17 protein-coding genes are annotated in these 18,768 nt (G+C 62.8%); 12 read left to right on the top strand and 5 right to left on the bottom strand.

The features are described from left to right. Window positions 1-170: 170 nt before the first annotated feature. The gene (locus BOP93_RS16305) at window positions 171-1,100 is read right to left on the bottom strand and encodes a DMT family transporter (RefSeq protein ID WP_104503439.1); all 930 of its coding nucleotides are present in this window, start codon (window positions 1,098-1,100) and stop codon (window positions 171-173) included. Window positions 1,101-1,192: 92 nt separating this feature from the next. On the opposite strand from BOP93_RS16305, the gene BOP93_RS16300 reads away from it, so the two are divergent. The 12 genes from BOP93_RS16300 to BOP93_RS16245 all read left to right on the top strand — a co-directional run bounded on the left by BOP93_RS16300 (window position 1,193) and on the right by BOP93_RS16245 (window position 13,878). Then, window positions 1,193-1,756, top strand: coding sequence for a helix-turn-helix domain-containing protein (locus tag BOP93_RS16300; protein ID WP_104503438.1), 564 nt, complete (start codon window positions 1,193-1,195; stop codon window positions 1,754-1,756). 226 nt (window positions 1,757-1,982) lie between these two features. After that, on the top strand, window positions 1,983-3,497 hold the full coding sequence (locus BOP93_RS16295; protein WP_157943512.1) for a hypothetical protein: 1,515 nt from the start codon (window positions 1,983-1,985) through the stop codon (window positions 3,495-3,497). 197 nt (window positions 3,498-3,694) lie between these two features. Then, a complete protein-coding gene (locus BOP93_RS16290) occupies window positions 3,695-4,891 on the top strand; it encodes an SfnB family sulfur acquisition oxidoreductase (protein ID WP_104503436.1) in 1,197 nt (398 codons plus the stop codon). 13 nt (window positions 4,892-4,904) lie between these two features. Continuing rightward, on the top strand, window positions 4,905-5,243 hold the full coding sequence (locus BOP93_RS16285) for an acyl-CoA dehydrogenase (RefSeq protein WP_104503435.1): 339 nt from the start codon (window positions 4,905-4,907) through the stop codon (window positions 5,241-5,243). Beyond that, the gene (locus tag BOP93_RS16280) at window positions 5,243-6,676 is read left to right on the top strand and encodes an LLM class flavin-dependent oxidoreductase (protein WP_104503434.1); all 1,434 of its coding nucleotides are present in this window, start codon (window positions 5,243-5,245) and stop codon (window positions 6,674-6,676) included. Before BOP93_RS16285 ends, BOP93_RS16280 begins: the two co-directional genes overlap by 1 nt. Before the next feature lie 111 nt (window positions 6,677-6,787). Next, complete coding sequence (locus BOP93_RS16275; RefSeq protein WP_104503433.1) at window positions 6,788-7,636, top strand: AMP-binding protein; 849 nt, start codon at window positions 6,788-6,790, stop codon at window positions 7,634-7,636. Then, the gene (locus tag BOP93_RS16270) at window positions 7,633-8,403 is read left to right on the top strand and encodes an ABC transporter ATP-binding protein (protein WP_104503432.1); all 771 of its coding nucleotides are present in this window, start codon (window positions 7,633-7,635) and stop codon (window positions 8,401-8,403) included. The genes BOP93_RS16275 and BOP93_RS16270 overlap by 4 nt, the downstream gene beginning before the upstream one ends. After that, on the top strand, window positions 8,403-9,284 hold the full coding sequence (locus tag BOP93_RS16265; RefSeq protein ID WP_104503431.1) for a branched-chain amino acid ABC transporter permease: 882 nt from the start codon (window positions 8,403-8,405) through the stop codon (window positions 9,282-9,284). The genes BOP93_RS16270 and BOP93_RS16265 overlap by 1 nt, the downstream gene beginning before the upstream one ends. A gap of 4 nt (window positions 9,285-9,288) precedes the next feature. Beyond that, the gene (locus BOP93_RS16260; RefSeq protein WP_104503430.1) at window positions 9,289-10,338 is read left to right on the top strand and encodes a branched-chain amino acid ABC transporter permease; all 1,050 of its coding nucleotides are present in this window, start codon (window positions 9,289-9,291) and stop codon (window positions 10,336-10,338) included. Window positions 10,339-10,359: 21 nt separating this feature from the next. Next, window positions 10,360-11,700, top strand: a complete 1,341-nt coding sequence (locus BOP93_RS16255) for an ABC transporter substrate-binding protein (protein ID WP_104503429.1) — start codon at window positions 10,360-10,362, stop codon at window positions 11,698-11,700. Between the two features lie 3 nt (window positions 11,701-11,703). Then, window positions 11,704-12,471 carry an ABC transporter ATP-binding protein gene (locus BOP93_RS16250; RefSeq protein ID WP_104503428.1) on the top strand — a complete coding sequence of 256 codons (768 nt, stop codon included), beginning with the start codon at window positions 11,704-11,706 and terminating at the stop codon, window positions 12,469-12,471. A gap of 12 nt (window positions 12,472-12,483) precedes the next feature. Next, window positions 12,484-13,878: an FAD/NAD(P)-binding protein gene (locus BOP93_RS16245; protein WP_104503427.1), complete on the top strand. Its 1,395-nt coding sequence runs from the start codon at window positions 12,484-12,486 to the stop codon at window positions 13,876-13,878. Between the two features lie 51 nt (window positions 13,879-13,929). On the opposite strand, the gene BOP93_RS16240 is transcribed toward BOP93_RS16245, so the two are convergent. Genes BOP93_RS16240 through BOP93_RS16225 form a run of 4 tightly spaced genes read right to left on the bottom strand, consistent with a single transcriptional unit; the run spans window position 13,930 to window position 18,541 of the window. Beyond that, complete coding sequence (locus tag BOP93_RS16240) at window positions 13,930-15,177, bottom strand: efflux RND transporter periplasmic adaptor subunit (protein WP_104503426.1); 1,248 nt, start codon at window positions 15,175-15,177, stop codon at window positions 13,930-13,932. Further along, window positions 15,167-16,645: a TolC family protein gene (locus tag BOP93_RS16235; RefSeq protein ID WP_065897537.1), complete on the bottom strand. Its 1,479-nt coding sequence runs from the start codon at window positions 16,643-16,645 to the stop codon at window positions 15,167-15,169. Before BOP93_RS16235 ends, BOP93_RS16240 begins: the two co-directional genes overlap by 11 nt. Next, entirely contained in the window at window positions 16,638-17,837 is a 1,200-nt protein-coding gene (locus tag BOP93_RS16230; protein WP_104503425.1) for an ABC transporter permease, read from the bottom strand. Before BOP93_RS16230 ends, BOP93_RS16235 begins: the two co-directional genes overlap by 8 nt. Beyond that, complete coding sequence (locus BOP93_RS16225; protein ID WP_104503424.1) at window positions 17,834-18,541, bottom strand: ABC transporter ATP-binding protein; 708 nt, start codon at window positions 18,539-18,541, stop codon at window positions 17,834-17,836. Before BOP93_RS16225 ends, BOP93_RS16230 begins: the two co-directional genes overlap by 4 nt. Between the last annotated feature and the right edge of the window lie 227 nt (window positions 18,542-18,768).

Here is an 18,768-nt window from a genome sequence, read left to right as displayed (position 1 = left end):
AATTGCTCATTTGGCATTAGATCGTTCCCACGCTCTGCGTGGGAATGCCTCCTGTGACGCTCTGCGTCACCATGGCGCAGGGCTCAAGTTGCGAGCTTGGACGCGGAGCGTCCGGGGCTGCACTCCCACGCAGAGCGTGGGAACGATCAAGCCACCGCTACATTCGGACCCTACCCTTGCTGTTCCTGTTCCCTTTCATCGCGCAACTCGACGGCTTTTTGGCCCCGCGTTTTCAACTCGCTCACAATCACCGCCACCACAATCAACACCGCGCCTGCCATCGCGATCGGCGGGAAGCGCTCGCCGGCAATCCGCCCGACTACGCCGGCCCACACCGGCTCGCCGGCATAGATCAAGGTGGCCCGGGTCGGCGACACGCTCTGCTGCGCCCAGTTCATCGCCACCTGGATTACCGCACTGGTCAAGCCCAGGCCCACCGCGCTGAACAACAGCAGCCAGGAAAAGCCCGGCAACGGCTCGCCCATCGGCACCACCATCAGGAATGACAGCAGCGACGCCGTGGCCAGTTGCACCACGGTCACCCGCCGCACGTCCACTTGCCCGGCAAAAGCGCTGATCAGGATGATTTCGGCGGCAATCGCCACGGCACCGATCAGCGTGGCGATTTCACCGGAGCTGAAATTCAGCGAAGCACCGGCCGGGCCGGTCAACAGCATCAACCCGGCAAACGCCAGCATGATGCCAATGCTCGGCATTAACCCCGGACGCCGACCCAGCACCAGCCACTGCAATAAAGGTACAAACGGCACATAGAGCGCGGTGATGAACGCCGACTGGCTGCTCAGGATCGTCTGCAGGCCAATGGTCTGCAAGCCGTAGCCGAACATGATCGCCACGCCGATGAACACCCCGGCCTTCAACTCGAACAGCGTCAGGTCGCGTAGCGTACGCAGGGAGAAAAAGCCGACCACAATGGCCGCTGCCGCAAAGCGCAGGCCGACGAAAAACATCGGCCCGCTGACGCTCATGGCATGCTGCACCAGCAAGAAGGTGCCGCCCCAGATCATGGTGATGACCACCAGGATGCATTCGGCTTTGCTGAAACGATTGAAACGCGAAGGGGAGTGCTGGGCAGTCATGGCGGCTCGGTCTTGCAAGGGAAAGGCACGGACCGCACAATGCGCCGCACGCTGGGCAGTATACTGCGCACACCTACCCATTGAGCAATATAGTGCACAAAGAAAATCCACACCGGGCTTCGGTCCTGCAACACGTCAGCCAGAACGTTCGGCGCCTGCGCCACGCAGCCGACTTGAGCCAGACCGCGCTTGCGGAAAAGTCCGGGGTCAGCCGGCGCATGCTGGTGGCCATCGAGGCCGGTGAAAAGAACGTCAGCCTGTCCACCCTGGACCGTGTGGCCGAAGCGCTGGAGGTGGCGTTCAGCGATCTGATCCAGGCACCGGATGCCGGCGACCACAGTCGCATCAATGAGCTGGCCTGGGCGGGGGATATCCCCGGCAGCAAAGCCGTGTTGCTGGCCAAGGCCACGGCGCGGCGTGAAGTCGAACTGTGGGAGATGCGTCTGGAGCCGGGTGATCGCTATCGTCCGGAACCTGATCCGCAAGGCTGGAGCGTGCAGGTCTTTGTGTTCGACGGCTGTTTGACCCTGACGTTGGATGGCACGAACAAACACATAGCGGCGGGTGAGTTTTTTATGTTTTCCAGCGATCAAGCCCACGTCTATTGCAATGATGGCGTCGGGGCTGTTCGGTTTGTTCGCAATGTGGTGATTTGAAGCAACACCGAAAGCTCTGTCGCGATTCTCGGATTAGTCATCGCGACGTCCCAAGTTGGGTGCATTACTTTTTTCCCGAGTTCTCCAGATCGGATCAACGCGATAAAAAGCACAACATACCTCACGTAGGGCTGGTTTGCGCGGCTGGCATGCAGGCGCGCGTGGCTGGCTGTTCGCATAATTGAGTCCTGCGCTGCTTTTTGTAACTGCCCTTCGCCGACCTTGAGTGGATGAAGCAATCATTGGGATGTGTCTATTTTATACAGAGGTGATGGCTATGTTAGTTTCTTCAGGTTCACCGGCGTTGGCTTCCTATACCTTGGCGACCGCGCCTTCAAGTATGCCAACAACAAACACCGATACAGAGCAAACTCGCGGGACGGAGCCGAAGGCACCTGTCAATCTCTCGGGTGGTGTGCCCGTGGAGCGCAGCAGTAATGGGATTTTATTCACGCGTGATGCCCAGTTTATCGAACATGATAATGAGCTATACCGCGTAAAAAACCCTTACTACACCAATTACGTCGCCGCTGAAGAAGTGGTAATGGGTAATCTGTTCTCGATGACCGGCTTGGGCGCGCCCAAGATGATGCTGTGCAATGGTTGTGAAGGTTTTTTTGACTTTAATAAAACCACCAGAGGGGACTTTTCCGCGAATGCGGACTTGTCAAAATTTGCGTGTGTTGCGTCCAAGGTCGAGCCGAGCTTCAAGGACCTTGGTACATTCCTGTTAGATACCAAGGTGATGCCTGAATTACTCAAGGCCGAAGGTGAAAAGTCGCTCGTCAGCGCGCCAGCCGTCAAGAAAGTCATCGATTCTTATCATGCGCTCGTTCAATCCTATAAAAACGCGGACAGTCGTCTTGAAGATATTTATCAAGCTTTTCCTGACGGCCAGCATCGGCAGGCGCCGGGCGTGCTGGATAAAGTAAAGGCTGAAAACCTGATCAAGTTTTCGGTGCTGGAGAAACTCAATGACTTGTTGCCGCCAGCACTCAAGCAGGAACAGCAGCAGCACTACTTTGCCTCGCGATTGATTAATAACTGGGATTACCTGAATTTTTCATTTTGCAATTTTGGTTATTTTCAACCCGACACGGCCAAAGACCAATACAGGGGCATGACGGTTGATTTTGGCGGGAGCGGGACGTTGGGATTTGGCGGGCTTTCCAAGGCGGAGAGCTTTGAACGTGCAACCCAGGGCGCGCGCCCGGAAAATCCGTTGCAATCGACCAGCTTGTTCGAGCGCAAGGATTCCACATTCTCCAGCGATTTTCCGCCCTCACTGACGGGCATCAGCACCATCCCGCGCAGCAGGCCGCTTCTTTCCACCATCAAGGATATGGTCAAGACCGAAAACGATATTTATGAGGCCAAAAATATCCAGAGCCACGAAAAGGCGCTCGGGCCTGCTCTTGAAGTCGCCTACAGATTATCGGTATTGCCCGAGCCCGCACTCCAGCAATTTTTTACCGAAAACTGGGTGGCGGGCGGTCAGGACTTCCCGTACCGCGACAAGAGCCCGGAACACAATGTCGACACACAACAAATGACAACCATCATGGCCGACAGGAAGAACGCCTTTATCGATCAATTCGGGCGGCGAAATATTGAACGCTGGGAAGCCAATAACCCTGAGCGCGCAGCACAGGCGAGGGCTGAGGTGGAGCATGCGGTCAATAGCGTGGTCGAGGGCAAGTATGAGGTCAGACCCCTTGGCGCTGGTAGCCAGACCATCTGACGCGGCGTGTTGCAGGCTTTCCATAAAAACGCCGCCCGGTTCAGCTGTTGGTAGCGCAACAGCAATTGAACATTTTGCTGCCCGGAGATCGCGAAAAACAGCGCTTGTTTCTACAGCCTGTTGATTTTCAAGGTGATTTATAAACGGCACGACTCCTGCAAAGGCTCCGTTATTCATTCGGAGCCTGGAGTCGGCCCATGTCAGCCCACCCTCAACACTCAGCCCATATCATCCGCTCGGACGCGGAAGCCATCGAGGTCGCCACGCGGCTGGCGGCGCGGTTTGCCCTGGAGGCCAGCGAGCGCGACCGTGAGCGGCGCCTGCCGGTGGCGGAACTCGACGAGTTCTCTGCCAGCGGCCTGTGGGGCATCACCATTCCAAAAGCCTACGGCGGCGCCGAGGTTTCGTATGTGACCGTGGCCGAGGTGATCAAGCTGATCTCCGCCGCCGACCCGTCACTGGGGCAGATTCCGCAGAACCATCTCGGCGTGGTGGATATCCTCCTGCAAACCGGCACCGAGGAGCAGAAGCGCCACTACTTCGGCAAGGTGCTGGCGGGCTATCGCTTCGGCAATGCCTTTTCCGAAGCCAAGAGCAAAAACGCCGGCACGTTCGACACGCAGATTCGCATCGACGGCGACTTCGCCCGCGTTGACGGCGAGAAGTTCTACTGCACCGGCGCGTTGTTTGCGCACATCGTGCCGACCGTCGGCAACAACGAGCACGGGCAGGCGCTGATTGCCTTTATCGAACGCGATGCGCCCGGCCTCACGGTGATTGACAGCTGGGACGGCTTCGGCCAACGCACCACCGCCAGTGGTGGCGTAACCCTCGACGGTGTGAGCGTGCCCTTGAGTGCGGTCATCCCCGCACACCTGGCGTTTGATCAACCCACTGCCAACGGCCCGATCTCGCAGATCATCCAGGCGGCAGTCGATACCGGCATTGCGCTGGGCGCGCTGGAGCAGGCGAAGATTCACGCCCGACAGGCTCGGCCCTGGATCGACAGCCAGCAGGATCACGGCTGGCAAGACCCATTCACCCTTGCCGCCATCGGCGATCTGGCGTGGCGCGTGCACGGCACCGAAGCGATTCTCGCCAAGGCGGGCAGGGCGGTCGACCTGGCCCTCGCCGAACCGACTGAAGACACCGTCGCCAACGCCTCGCTGATCGTCGCCCAGGCCAAGGTGCTGTCCGCCGAAACGGCCTTGCTCGCCAGCAGCAAACTCTTCGAGCTGGCCGGCACTCGCTCGGTCACCGGCAAGCACAACCTCGACCGTTTCTGGCGTAACGCGCGCACCCACACCTTGCACGACCCGGCGCGCTGGAAATACCACCTGATCGGCAACTTCGTGCTCAACGGCGTGAAGCCTGCACGCCATGCCTGGAACTGAGGAAGCTGACCCGATGACCGTACTGAGCCACACACTGAACCACGCACGCCAACTGCTGGAAACCACGCGCCGCTTTGTCGAGCGCAGCGACGACCCTTACGTGATCAGCCGCTTCGGCGATTTACAGATTCGTGTCGACGTGGCTGCGGCCCTGTTCGAGCGCTCCGAAACCGACCCGAGCCCGGTGGCTGTCACCGAGGCACAGATCGCCGCCGCCGAAGCCCTTATCGCCGCCAGCAATGCGCAGTTCGAATTGACCGGCCACCGCACCGCGCTGCCGTCGCCGGTGGATGACCCGCTGCGCGTGAAATACCGGATCGTCGGCAACTACCACCTCAACGGAGTGCTTTGATGTCTCGCGAAATTCGCCTGAATGCCTTCGACATGAACTGTGTCGGCCACCAGTCTCCCGGCCTGTGGGCGCACCCCCGGGACCGTTCCTGGCAGTACAAGGACCTGGAATACTGGACGGACCTGGCGAAAATCCTCGAGCGCGGCAAGTTCGACGGGCTGTTCATCGCCGATGTGCTGGGTATCTACGACGTCTACAACGGCAATGGCGACGCGGCGATCCGCCAGGCGACACAAGTGCCGGTCAATGATCCGCTGTCGCTGATCGCGCCGATGGCCCTGGTCACCGAGCACCTGGGGTTCGGCCTGACGGCGTCGCTGTCCTTCGAGCATCCGTACCCGTTCGCGCGCAGGCTCTCGACCCTCGATCACCTGACCAAGGGCCGCGTCGGTTGGAATATTGTCACCTCCTATCTGGAAAGCGGCGCCAGGAACCTGGGGCAAAAAGCCCAGACCGAACACGATGCGCGCTATGACTATGCCGAGGAATACTTGCAGGTTTGCTACAAACTCTGGGAAGGCAGCTGGGAGGAGGGCGCGGTAGTGCGCGACCGCGAGCGCCGGGTGTTCAGCGACCCGCGCAAGATTCACGAGATTCGTCATGTGGGCAAACACTTCCAGGTGCCCGGCATCCACCTGTGCGAACCCTCGCCGCAGCGCACGCCGGTGTTGTATCAGGCCGGCGCCTCCAGCCGTGGCAAGCAATTCGCCGCCGAACAGGCCGAGTGCGTGTTCGTGGCGGCGCCGTCCAAGGTCCTGCTGAAAAAGACCGTCGCCGATATTCGCCGGCGTGCGGCCGAGGCGGGGCGCGATCCGCGCAAAATCCTGATTTTCAACCTGCAGACGGTGATCGTCGGCGAGACCGACGCGCAGGCCAAGGCCAAGTTCGATGACTATAAGTCCTATGTCAGCTACGAAGGCGCGATGGCGCTGATCTCCGGCTGGACCGGTATCGATTTCAGCCAGTTCAAACCCGACGAGCCGCTCAAGCATGTGCACACCAACGCCATCCAGTCGGCGGTGGAAGCCTTTTCCACGGCCGATCCCGACAAGGTCTGGACGCCGAATGAACTGGCCAACTGGGTTGGCATCGGCGGCTTTGGCCCGCTGTTTGTCGGCGGCCCGCAGACGGTGGCGGACCTGCTGCAGGAGTGGGTCGAGGAGACCGATGTGGACGGCTTCAACCTGGCGTATGCGCTGACCCACGAGACCTTTGTCGACGCCGTGGAGTGGCTGGTGCCGGAGCTGCAGAAGCGTGGCGTGTACAAGACCGAATACGCCCAGGGCACGTTGCGCGAGAAGCTGTTTGGCGAGGGCCCGAGGTTGGGCGCCAATCACCCCGGCGCCGGCTACCGCGACCTGTCCGCTTCACACAAAACCCCTGTGGGAGGGGGCTTGCCCCCGATAGCGGTGGGTCAGTCAACAGTGGTTTAACTGACACACAGCCATCGGGGGCAAGCCCCCTCCCACATTTGCCCTGTGTCGTTTTGAATATTTCAGCCAGCGGACCACCGCACGCTTGAACACCCAATAGGAGTCATCCCTATGAGCGTGCCCGTACCCCAAGCCGCCCTGGAACGCCTGCACCACTGGGCACAGCTCACACCCTTGCAGATCGCCCTGCGCCACAAACGCCAGGGCCAATGGCATGCCTGGCGCTGGATCGATGTGTTGCGTGACGTCGAACGCGTGGCTGACGGCTTGCGCCAGCAGGGTTTCAGCGAACAGTCGCGGCTGGCGCTCAGCGGCGCGTTTGAGCCGAACCTGCTGCTGCTGGCGCTGGCCGCCCAATCCGTGGGCGGGCAGGTGCTGACGCTGGCCGATAATCTGGAGCCGCCAGCCCTGGAGCAACAGCTCTGGCGCCTCCATCCCAGCCACGCCTGCGTCCAGGGTCGGCAAGCCGATTGGGCATTCACCCAGCGCGTGGACTTCGCTCAACTGCTCGGCCCGTCCGACCCGGCGCAACGCCTGCAACGCTGGTGGCAGCCCGGCGCTGAAACCGTGCTGTGGAGCGAGGAGGGCACCCAGTGGCAAGGCGGTCTCGCCGTGGTGCTGGAGCAATGGCTCAACAGCGGCCACGGCCTGGCGTTTCCGGAGACCCTGGCCTCGGCGCCACGCGACCGCAGCGAAGTCGCCCCCACTGGACTGCTGCTGTCACCTGAGCGTTTGCAACACCTGGCCGACGAGATCGAAAGCCGCCTCGCCGCCCACGGCACCTGGCGCCGACGCCTGTGTGAATGGGCAATCGCCCATCCACAGGGCGGTCTGCGCCGGTTGCTGAAAAACCGTGTGCGCAAGCTGCTCGGGTTTCAGCGCCTGGGCTATATCTGGCAGCCGCTTAAAACCACCGCCGAGCCAACTTGGCTGGCCGAATTAAAACGGGACATTGCATGAGCCAGGCCATTTTGCAGGTGCGCGATATTTCGCTGTCGTTCAAGGGCGTCAAGGCGATCAATGCGCTGTCGTTCGAGGTGCGGCGCGGCGAGATCTGCGCGCTGATCGGCCCCAACGGCGCGGGCAAGAGCTCGTTGCTCAATGTGCTCAACGGTGTCTACCGTTTCGATGCCGGTGAGATTGTGTTCGAGGCGCAACACTTGCAGCGGATCGACCCGCTGGGCGCCGCCCGCAGAGGCATCGCCCGTACGTTCCAGAACAACGCGTTGTTCAAGAAAATGAGCGTGCTCGACAATCTCCTCACCGGCCTCTCGCGGCATATGCGCACCAGCCTGATCGAACAGGCCCTCGGCCTGCCGCGTGCGCGGCGTGAAGCCGAGGCGTTTCGCCTGCGCGGGCAGGGCATCCTTGAGTTTCTTGAGCTGCAAGCCCAACGCGATGTGCTGGTGGGCAACCTGTCCTACGGCCTGCAAAAGCGCGTGGAGTTGGGCCGTGCGCTGATCGCCGGGCCCAGCCTGTTGCTGCTCGACGAACCCATGGCCGGCATGAACGCGCAAGAGAAACAGGACATGGCGCGTTTCGTCGCCGACGTCAATCGCGACCTGGGCACCACCGTGGTGTTGATCGAGCACGACATGGGCGTGGTCATGGGCCTGTCCGACCATGTGGTGGTGCTCGACTACGGGCGCAAAGTCGGCGACGGCACGCCGGCCCAGGTACAGGCCAACCCCGACGTGATCGCGGCCTATCTGGGAGCGGTGCACTGATGATCTTTTTCTTCGAAACCCTGCTTGGCGGTTTGCTTGCCGGCACCCTGTACTCGCTGGTCGCCATCGGCTTCGTGCTGATCTACAAGGCCAGCGGCGTGTTCAATTTCGCCCAGGGCGCGATGCTGCTGTTTGCCGCGCTGACCTTCGTCAGCCTGCACGACCAGGGCGTGCCGTTTGCCCTGGCACTGCTGCTGACGGTGGTGGTGATGAGCGTCGGCGCCTTGCTCATCGAGCGGCTGGTCCTGCGCCCGCTGGTGAACCGCTCGCAGATCACCCTGTTCATGGCCACGCTGGGCCTGTCGTTCATCATCGAAGGCCTGGCCCAGGGCCTGATGGGCTCGCAGGTCCGCGCGCTGGACCTGGGCATTGACGACGTGCCGCTGTTTGTCGGCCCGCTGATGCTCAGCCAGTTCGACCTGATCGCTGCGGCGGCTGCGGTGGTGCTGGTGAGCATCCTCGCGCTGCTGTTCAACAAGACCCGCATCGGTGTATCGCTGCGCGCGGTGGCGGATGACACCACGGCGGCGCTGTCCATCGGCATCAACCTCAATCGGATCTGGCAGATCGTCTGGGCGGCGGCCGGCATCGTCGGGCTGGTCGCCGGGCTGTTGTGGGGCGCGCGCCAGGGGGTGCAGTTCTCGTTGTCGCTGGTGGTGCTCAAGGCCTTGCCGGTGTTGATTATCGGCGGCTTTACCTCGATTGGCGGGGCGATTGTCGGCGGGCTGATCGTCGGTGCCGCCGAGAACCTCGCCGAGGTGTACATCGGCCCGTTGATCGGCGGCGGTATCACGCCGTGGTTCGCCTATGTATTAGCGCTGGCCTTCCTGTATATCCGTCCCGCCGGCCTGTTCGGCGAGCGTGCCATCGAGCGAGTCTGAAACCATGTCGATTCCTGTCGTTCAAGAAACCGCACCGCTCGTGCTGGTGCAACGCCGCGTTCCCAGGGGCCTGCTTGGTCTGCTGGCCCTGGCCTTTGTCGTGGTGCCGCTGTGGGGTAACGACTATTGGCTCAATGCGATCCTGATCCCCTTTCTGGTGCTGTCCCTGGCCGGGCTGGGCTTGAACCTGCTGACCGGCTACACCGGGCAAACGTCGGTGGGCGCGGCAGGCTTCATGGCGGTGGGCGCGTTCGCCACCTACGGGTTTTTGCTGCGCCTGCCCGAGCTGGGCTTGCCGGTGGCGCTGCTGGGCGGCGGGATTATCAGCGCCTTGGTGGGCCTGTTGTTCGGCCTGCCCAGTTCGCGGATCAAGGGCTTCTACCTGATGGTCACGACGTTGGCGGCGCAGTTCTTTCTCGAGTGGCTGTTCGTCAAGTTCCCCTGGTTCTATAACTATGGCTCGTCCGGGACCATCTCCGCACCGCAGCTGACGCTGTTGGGTCACGACCTCAATACGCCGTTGGGCCGCTACTGGCTGACCCTGGTCACGGTACTGCTGCTGACCTGGACCGCCGTCAACCTGGTGCGCAGCCAGGTCGGGCGCAACTGGATGGCGATCCGCGACATGGACACCGCCGCCGCCGTGGTCGGCATCCCGGTGGTGCGCTACAAGCGCCTGGCGTTCGCGGTCAGCTCGTTCTACTTAGGCATTGCCGGTGCGTTGTGGGCGTTCGCCTACCTGGGCACGGCCAGCGCCAGCAGCTTCGATATCAACCGCTCGTTCCAGATCCTGTTCATCATCATTATCGGGGGCATGGGCAGCATTGCCGGCAACTTCGTGGGCGCGGCCTTCATCAGCCTGCTGCCGATCCTGCTCAGCCACGCCGGGCAGGCGCTGTTCGGCGGCTCGGTCGATGCGGGGCAGTTGCAGAACCTGCAGAAAATCATTTTTGGCGTGTTGATCATCGTGTTCCTGATCAAGGAACCCGAGGGTTTGATTCGCTTGTTGCACACCCTGCGTGACCGTCTGCGGCAGTGGCCGCTGCGTTTCTAACCTTTGCTCAAGAGAACTTCCATGCCTGCATCCTTGAAACGTTCCCTGCTCGGCACCGCGTTCGCGCTGGTGGCCCTGGCCGGTGTTGTGCCCCAGGTCGTGGCTTCGCCCGACCAGCAATTCATTCCCCTGGCGACTTACCGGGTCGGCGCCTATGCCTCCAGCGGCGTGCAGGTGTGGGCCGGGATGATCGACTACCTGCGCTATATCAACGAAGTCGAGGGCGGCATCAATGGCGTGAAGCTGGTGTGGCAGGAGTGCGAGACCGAGTGGACCGCGGAGAAGGGCATCGAATGCTACGAGCGCTTCAAAAATGGCCTGGATGGCGCGCCGGTCGCGGTCTACCAGCCCAACGGCGCGCCGGCCGCCTATGCACTGAGTGAACGGGCGGAAGTGGACAAAATTCCGCTGATTACCCTCGGTTACGGTCGCACCGAAGCCACCGACGGCACGGTGTTTCCCTACAACTTCCCGGTGATGCTGACTTTCTACAGCGAGGCCTCGACCCTGGTGAACTACATTGCCGAGCGCGAAGGCGGCTTCGACAAACTCAAGGGCAAGAAGATCGCCACGGTCTATCACGACTCGGCCTACGGTCGCGAAACCCTCGGCCCGTTGAAGTTGCTCGCCGACAAGTACGGCTTCGAGAATATCCAGATTCCGGTGGCCGACCCCGGCAACGAGCAGTCGGCGCAGTGGCGCCACGTACGCCAGGCCAATCCGGACTGGGTATTCCTGCGCACCTGGGGCGTGTCCACCCCGGTGGCGGTGAAGACGGCGGCGCGCTTCGGCTTTCCGGTGGACCATATCATCGGCGATATCTGGGCCAGTTCCAGCGAAGACGTGCTGCCGGCCGGTGCTGCCGCCAAAGGCTATCTGGCGCTCACGCCCTACCCGGCAGGCAGCGACTTCGAGATCCACAAGCGTCTCAAACAGTCGGTCCTCGACAAGGGCCACAGCGACCTCAAGGACCTGAAGAATTTCGGCAGCGTCTACTACAACTCGGGCCTGGTGAACGCCGCCGTGGCCGTGGAGGCGATTCGCACGGCCCAGGCCAAATTTGGCAAGCGCCCGCTCAATGGCGAAGAAGGGCGCTGGGGCCTCGAACACCTGAACATTGATGATGCGCGCCTCAAGGACATGGGCTACCTGGGCCTGATGCAAAACCTCAAGCTGTCGTGCCGCGACCATGAAGGCGGCGGTTCGGCGCGAGTGCAGCAGTGGGACGGTACCAACTGGACACTGATCAGCGACTGGATCGCCGCCGACCGGGCGTTGTTGCGTCCGCTGATCGATGAAAAATCCGCCGCGTTCGCCAAGGAAAAGCACCTGACGCCGCGCACCTGCAGCGGGGATGAATAAACCATGAGCCAGCCTGCCACCGAGCCCGGGCACCCGGCGCTGCTGACGGTCGATGACATCGAAGTGATCTATGACGGGGCGATCCTGGCGGTGGCCGGGGTGTCGCTGTGTGTGCCCAAGGGCGCAATCGTTGCGTTGCTCGGCGCCAATGGCGCCGGCAAAAGCACCACCCTCAAGGCCGTTTCCGGGCTGGTGCGGGCCGAGCGCGCCGAAGTCAGCCGTGGCCGGATCGACTACGCAGGCCTGAACCTGGCGGGCGTAGAGCCCAGCCAACGGGTACGCCGGGGCATGGTGCATGTGCTGGAAGGCCGGCATGTGTTCGGCCAGCTCACGGTGGAAGACAACCTGCGCAGCGGCGGCTTTGTGCGGCGCCTGAGCCGCCGGGAACTGGCTGAGGATCTGGAGCGCATCTACACCTGGTTCCCCAGGCTCAAGACCAAGCGCCACACCCGCGCCGGCCTGACCTCCGGTGGCGAGCAGCAAATGGTCGCCATTGGCCGGGCGTTGATGACCCGTCCGACCCTGGTGTTGCTCGACGAGCCGTCGATGGGCCTGGCGCCGATGATCGTGCAGGAGATTTTCGCGATCATCGCGCAGCTCAACCGCGAGCAACAGGTGAGCTTTTTGATCGCCGAACAGAATATCAATGTCGCGCTCACCTATGCGTCCCGGGGCTACGTGCTGGATACTGGGCGAGTGGTGTTGAGTGGCAGTGCCGCCGAGCTGCTGGGACGGGGTGACTTGCATGACATTTACCTGGGCAAACAGTAAGGGCGAAGGTGCATGAGTGAATCCATCCGCAACGCTGATGTATTGATCATCGGCGGCGGCCTGAGCGGGACGATGCTGGCGGTGCAACTGCTGCGCCTGCCGGGCCGGCGGCGCCTGCTGGTGATCGAACCGCGTGCGCAACTGGGGCGCGGCGAGGCCTACAGTGCGGTCGAACTGGGTCATACCCTGAACGGCAATGCGGCGCGCATGAGTGTCGACCCGGACAATGCCGATGACCTGACCCAATGGCTCACCGACTACATTGGCGCCGGCGGGTGGCCGGAGTCGGCGCAACAGCCGGTGCCCATCAGCGAACTGTTCCCGCCACGGGGTATTTTTGGCCTGTACGTGCAGCAGCGCCTGGCGCAGGCCGAAGCGCTGTCCGCATCCACCGTCGAGCATGTCCGTGCAGAGGCGGTCGACGTGCACATCGACGCGGCCGGCGTCCTGTTGACCCTGGATTACGGCGAACGCCTGCGGGGCACCTTTGCCGTATTGGCCACCGGCATGTTCCCGGCGGCGCGTACGCCGCAGACCGAATCCAGCGGCGTGAACGCGGCGGCGCTGGACCCCTGGGATGTACAGGCCATGACCCGGCTCGACCCGCAATCAAGCGTGCTGATCATCGGCTCCGGGCTGACCATGGTGGATGCCGTGGTCTCCCTGGAACAAGCAGGGCATCGCGGGCCGATCGAGGTGTTCTCGCGCCATGGCCTGTTGCCCCATGTGCGCCGCCAGCCGCCGGGCTGGGAGGATTTTCTCGGTGCCGATCACACGCTGCGCAGCCCTCGGCAACTGTTGCGTGAAGTGCGGCGCCAATGCCGCAGGGCGCTCGATCAGGGCGTGGATTGGCAGGCGCCCCTGGACACGGTCCGGGTGCATATCGCCCGGTTGTGGAGCCAGGCGAGCGAACGCGAGAAGCGTCAGTTCGTGCGGCATGTGCGGCCGTGGTGGGAGAGTCACCACCACCGTTCGCCGCCGTTGAGTGCGCAGTTGGTGGAGCGGTTGCACGCGCAGGGGCGGTTGCGGATTCACGCCGCGTCGTTCAAGGGGCTGGTGCCTTCGGCCAGCGGCGTAACCATTGGCGTGCGTTATCGTGGCGAGCAGAGCCTCACCCCGGTATCCGGCGCGGCGCTGATCAATTCCAGCGGCATCGAATACGACTGGCGCCGCGTGGCCCGGCCGTTGCCGCAACAATTGCTCAAGCGCGGGTTGGTCCAGCCTGGGCCGTTGGCGCTGGGGATTGCGGCGGACACTTCAGGCGCGGTGCTGGATGCCCAGGGCCAGGTGAGCGGGCGGCTGTTCGCCATGGGCCCGCCGCTGCGCGGGATGTGGTGGGAGAGCACGGCGGTGACGGATGTGGCGATCCAGGCCAAGGCGCTGGCCGCCAGGCTCACGCAAATTTAAATGTGGGAGGGGAGCAGGCTCTGATGCCCCCTCCCACATTTGGATCTGCATTTATTTTGAGATTTTCACCAGTCCGGGCTTGAGGCCAAACACTTCAACGCCCTGGGGCGTCGATTGCCCGGTTGTCACCTTCACCCGTTCCACCGGCTGGTCCATCGCCGCACGGTACTCGACGATGTTGTCCGCCTGGATCGCCTCGCTTGGCACCACAATCGCCTGCGCATTGTTGTACGTCACAATGGTCAACCGCGCGCTCATTCCCAGGCGCACTTGCTGCAATTGCTGCGGCGTGAGGCTGGGGATCGACAACGTCACCGGAAACTGCGCGCTGCCCTGGCTGTCATTGGCGATTGCCAGGCCGCTGACCACGCTCACCGAACCGGTCAGCCGCTCACCGTCAAAACCATCCCCCATCACCTCCACCGCCTGGCCCTGGTGCAGTTGATTGATGTCCAGTTCGGAGACCCTGGCGACGATTTTCAAGCGTTCGATATTGGCCAGGCCAAACAACACCTGGCCTTGGCTGACCTTGCTGCCGGCTTGTACCGGTGCGTTGTTGCTGGCGCCGCTTGGGGAGGCCGTGCTGTTGCCGGGTGCGGGCACGACGATGCCGGAGAAGGGCGCCTTGACCTCCTTGCCCTCGAGCAGCTTGTGCAGGGCGTCGTATTTGACCGTGGCGTTGGTCAGCTCCATATCGGCGATCTGTCGGTATTCGCCCTTGCCCTGTTCCAGCGCCTGTTGCAGTTCACTGCGCGCCGCTGCCAGGTCCAGTTGCTGCTGCTGGGTCTGTTGCTTGAGGTCGTCGAGTTCGTTGCGCGGAATGATGCCGCGCTTGAACAGGTTTTCGCTTTCGGTCAGCTTGCGCCGGGTGTTGCCGGCGTTCATTTCTGCGGTGCGCAGGCTGCGCCGGGCGCGGCTGACGGCGGCGCTGCTGTCCCAGTCCTGCATTTCCTGCACGGTGCGTCGCGCCTTGAGCTGGGCCGAGAGGGCGTCGCGCAGTTGCACTTCGAGGGTGGCCGGGTCCATGCGCAACAGCACCTGGCCGGCCTCGACGCGCTGGCCTTGCTCGACCAGATTGACCAGTACATTGCCGTCGAACGGTGCGGTGAGGGTGACGGTGGTGTCGGGCTCGATCTTGCCCACCAGGCCGATCTGATGTACCAGCGCGTCGGGCTTTACCGCCAGCCACTGTTCACCGGTGGCGGCCGGACTTTCGGCCGAGGGGCGCAGGGCCAGCCCGAGGCCTGCCACCAGCAGAATCAATACCGCGCCCAGCAGGCGTTTGCGATTAGTAGTCATTGAGGGCGATTTCCCAACTTTCCAGGGTCATGCCCAGCGTCAAGTCAAGCTGGGTCTGAGCGTTCAAATAAGCGATCAGCGCATTGAGCCGCGCGTTTTCGGCGTTGCGCAGGTCAGTTTCGAAACTCAACACCTGGAAGTTGGTGGAGCGCCCGGCGCTGAGTTTTTCCCGTTCAATCTCGATCTTGCGCCGCGACAGGTCCACGGCGCGCTGGGCGATCTCGTACTGGCGCCAGCGGGTGCCGAGGTCGCGCACCACATCGTTGACGGCGCGCTCGAGTTCCTGGCGGGCGTCGGTGATACGGATTTCCTGGTCCTCGACATCCACCCGGGCCCTGACTTCGGCCTGGCGCGTGCTGATATCGCCGATGGGAATCTGCACCTGCACGCCGGCGTAGCTGTCCCAGTTGCGGTTATGGGTGCGGCCATTATCGCTGTCGTTGGCGTCGCGCACCTGGTTCGCGCCCGCCACCAGGTCCACTTGCCAGCGTCCCGAATCCTTGGCGATCACCAGATTGAGGTCGGCCCGCTGGCTGCCGAGCAGGGCGGCAAGGTATTCCGGTTGCTGGGTTTGCGCGAGGTTGAACGCCTGGCGCTTGTCGATTTCCATGGGCCGGGCTTCCAGCGCTTCGGTGGCGCGAATCGGTGTGGACAGGTCCAAGGCCAGCAGGCGCAGCAGGGCCAGGCGACTGGTATCGAGCTGGTTCTGCGCTTCCTCCACGCCCAATTGCTGGGTGGCGATGTCGGCTTCGGTCTGCACAATCTCGAATTCGGCCATGCGCCCGGCACTGATCAACGCCTTGTTCACCTCCAGCAAGGTGTTGGAGCGCTTGAGCGCGTCCTGCACGATCACCTGCTGCTCCTGGGCCCGCAGCAACTCGCGGTAGGTGGCGATGATCTGGCTGATGGTTTGTGCCACGGTGGCCTTGAGGTTGAGACGGTTGGCCTGTTCCGCCAGGCGCGACAGGCGCAGCGGCGCGGTGGTGGCGTCCCAGCCGGCGCCACGCATCAACGGCTGGATGATGGCCAGGTCAAGGCCGTCGCTGCGGTAACGGCCGGCACGGTCGGCGTTGTTCAGTTGCTGGGTCCAGGCCATGCTCAGGCGGGTGCCGTATTCGCCGAGCAGGCTGGTGGACGGCGCCAGGTTGGCGTTGCGCGCGCTGTCCTGGGAACCGCGTGTGCCCCGGTAGTAACTGTTGAGGGTGAGCTTGGGGTTGAACACGTCTTCGGCGACCCGCAGGTCGAACTTCTGCGCGACCCGCTGCAGGTAGGCGCTGCGGATCGCCGGGTTGTTGCGCAGGCCCAGGTACACGGCGTCGCCCAGGGTCAGGGTGGTCACCTGGGCGTTCAGCGACACGCCGCGATCATAGCCGCTGCGGGTGGTGCTGGGCGCCGAGGGTTTGATCACCACCTCGGCGGCCCCGGCGGGCAGGCTGAGCAGCGCCAGCAGCAGTAACCATTTACTCATCGCGCAAGGCCTCCACCGGCTGCAGGCGTGAGGCCGAGACCGCCGGGTAGATGCCAAAGAACAACCCCACCAGCAATGTGCTGCCCACGCCCAGGGGCAGGGCGGCCACCGCCAGGGAAAATACCCAGCCCGACAGCCAGGCGTAGAACCAGGCGGCGGTCATGCCGAGCACCGCGCCGCACAGCGCGCCGACGGCGGTCAAGGTGACGGCTTCGAGCAGGAACAGGTTGCGGATATCCCGTTGCCGAGCGCCCAGGGCCATGCGGATGCCGATCTCGCGACGGCGCTCGGACACGTTCATCAGCATCACATTCATCACCCCCACACCGCCGCCCACCAGGGAAATCGCGCCGAGGGCCAGCAGCAGGTACGCGAAGGTGCGGCTTTGGCGGGTCATGCCATCGATCATTTGCTGGGGCACCGTGATGTCGACGTTGTGCTCGGTCAGTTGCGGTTGCAACGCAGCGGCGGCGTCCCGTGCCACACGTTCCATGTCCTGGCCTGGCCGGGCACGGATGATCAGGTTGTTGATCTGCGGGTTGGCAAAGATACGCCGCATGCCCTCGGCGGGAATGAACAGCGATTCATTGGCTTGCACCGGCATCAGCATCGCGCGTGGCTGGTTCTGCAGAATGCCGATGATCAGGAACAGGTAGTCGTTGATGCGCACGCGGTCGCCCGTTTTGAGCGGTTCACCGGGTGCGCCGAGAGCCTGGGCGACCTGGTCACCGATCACCGCATAGGTCTGGTTGGCATCGAAGGCCGACAGGAAACGCCCTTCACGCACCGCCAGGCGCATGGCGGCCCGCACATCCGGGGTGCTGCCGACGAAGTTGGCATTGGCGGTGCGCCCATGGAACACAATGGGCCCGCTGAACAGGCTGAGCGCGCCGATGTGCGCAATGCCCGGTACGGTCTGGCGCACCGCGCCCAGGTCGAGCCGGGTGCGCATCGGCACATTGGCGCTGCCTTTGGGCGGGAACTGGACGACCAGGGTGTCGGTGCCCATGTCCTTGAAAATCATGGCGGCATCCACCGCAGCGTTATGGCCGATATTGATCAAGGCGACCACCGACGAACTGCCGATCACGATACCCAGCAGCGCCAGCACCGAGCGTTTGCCCAGGGTACGCAGGCTGATGAAGGCTTCATGCAGCAGTTGGCTCAGACTCTGTTCGACCCGCAGGCTCATAGGCGCTCGGCCTCGTGCACCACGCCGTTGCGCACCAGGATCTTGCGCTCCAGCCGCTCGGCGATATGCGCATCGTGGGTGACGATGATCAGCGTCACCTGTTGCTCGCGATTGAGCGCCAGCAGCAGGTCCATGATGTCCTGGGCGGTGCTGCTGTCGAGGTTGCCGGTGGGTTCGTCGGCGAGGATTACCGAGGGCTTGCCGACCAGCGCCCGCGCGATGGCGACACGCTGGCGCTGGCCACCGGAAAGGTCGGCCGGGCGGTGGTGGGCGCGCTCGGCCAGGCCGACCTGATCAAGCATGCGCAAGGCCTGTTCCACCGATTCATGGCGGGATACGCCACGGTAACTGAGGGGCAGCGCCACGTTGTCCAGAGCGCTGAGGCGCGGCAGCAGGTTGAAGCTCTGGAACACGAAACCGATCTGCTGGTTGCGGATCGCCGCCAGTTCATCGGGACTGCTGTTGAAAATATCGTGACCGGCGAAGCGGTACTGGCCGCAGTTGGGCAGGTCCAGCAGCCCGAGGATATTGAGCAGGGTGCTTTTGCCGGAGCCGGACGCCCCGAGGATGCCGCAGCTGTCACCGCTGGCGATGGACAGGCATACGTCATTGAGAATGGACAGGTGTTGCCCGGCAAGCTGATAGCTTTTGCCGATGCCCTTCAAGGAGATCAAACTGGGTTGCGCGGGGGGCTCTGTGATCATGACTACGCCTGCCGTCTCAACGGTACGCTGCTGCCCCGTAAATCTTTGTAACAAGTTGGGGGGTTGCCAGTGCCCGTCAGGAACTCATTATTTTCTTGTTTTTAAAAAATTGTTTGAATAGTAACTGCGTTCATCGCGCTTCGCCAGCGGTGGATTTAGAGCGGTTTGATGCACCGAAATGGCCTCTTCAAACCCATCGCGCAGTGTGTAAAAAGCCGTTGCTCACC

The sequence above is a fragment of the Pseudomonas orientalis genome (assembly GCF_002934065.1).
In the GTDB taxonomy this organism is placed as follows: domain Bacteria; phylum Pseudomonadota; class Gammaproteobacteria; order Pseudomonadales; family Pseudomonadaceae; genus Aquipseudomonas; species Aquipseudomonas orientalis_A.
Note: the sequence above shows the minus strand (reverse complement) of the source record. Positions and strands in the feature narration are given on the sequence as shown.

Coding starts and splice junctions, on each gene's coding strand:
- BOP93_RS16305 (WP_104503439.1), bottom strand. CDS start 1,100: ATGACTGCCCAGCACTCCCCTTCGCGTTTCAATCGTTTCAGCAAAGCC.
- BOP93_RS16290 (WP_104503436.1), top strand. CDS start 3,695: ATGTCAGCCCACCCTCAACACTCAGCCCATATCATCCGCTCGGACGCG.
- BOP93_RS16285 (WP_104503435.1), top strand. CDS start 4,905: ATGACCGTACTGAGCCACACACTGAACCACGCACGCCAACTGCTGGAA.
- BOP93_RS16280 (WP_104503434.1), top strand. CDS start 5,243: ATGTCTCGCGAAATTCGCCTGAATGCCTTCGACATGAACTGTGTCGGC.
- BOP93_RS16275 (WP_104503433.1), top strand. CDS start 6,788: ATGAGCGTGCCCGTACCCCAAGCCGCCCTGGAACGCCTGCACCACTGG.
- BOP93_RS16270 (WP_104503432.1), top strand. CDS start 7,633: ATGAGCCAGGCCATTTTGCAGGTGCGCGATATTTCGCTGTCGTTCAAG.
- BOP93_RS16265 (WP_104503431.1), top strand. CDS start 8,403: ATGATCTTTTTCTTCGAAACCCTGCTTGGCGGTTTGCTTGCCGGCACC.
- BOP93_RS16260 (WP_104503430.1), top strand. CDS start 9,289: ATGTCGATTCCTGTCGTTCAAGAAACCGCACCGCTCGTGCTGGTGCAA.
- BOP93_RS16255 (WP_104503429.1), top strand. CDS start 10,360: ATGCCTGCATCCTTGAAACGTTCCCTGCTCGGCACCGCGTTCGCGCTG.
- BOP93_RS16250 (WP_104503428.1), top strand. CDS start 11,704: ATGAGCCAGCCTGCCACCGAGCCCGGGCACCCGGCGCTGCTGACGGTC.
- BOP93_RS16245 (WP_104503427.1), top strand. CDS start 12,484: ATGAGTGAATCCATCCGCAACGCTGATGTATTGATCATCGGCGGCGGC.
- BOP93_RS16240 (WP_104503426.1), bottom strand. CDS start 15,177: ATGACTACTAATCGCAAACGCCTGCTGGGCGCGGTATTGATTCTGCTG.
- BOP93_RS16235 (WP_065897537.1), bottom strand. CDS start 16,645: ATGAGTAAATGGTTACTGCTGCTGGCGCTGCTCAGCCTGCCCGCCGGG.
- BOP93_RS16230 (WP_104503425.1), bottom strand. CDS start 17,837: ATGAGCCTGCGGGTCGAACAGAGTCTGAGCCAACTGCTGCATGAAGCC.
- BOP93_RS16225 (WP_104503424.1), bottom strand. CDS start 18,541: ATGATCACAGAGCCCCCCGCGCAACCCAGTTTGATCTCCTTGAAGGGC.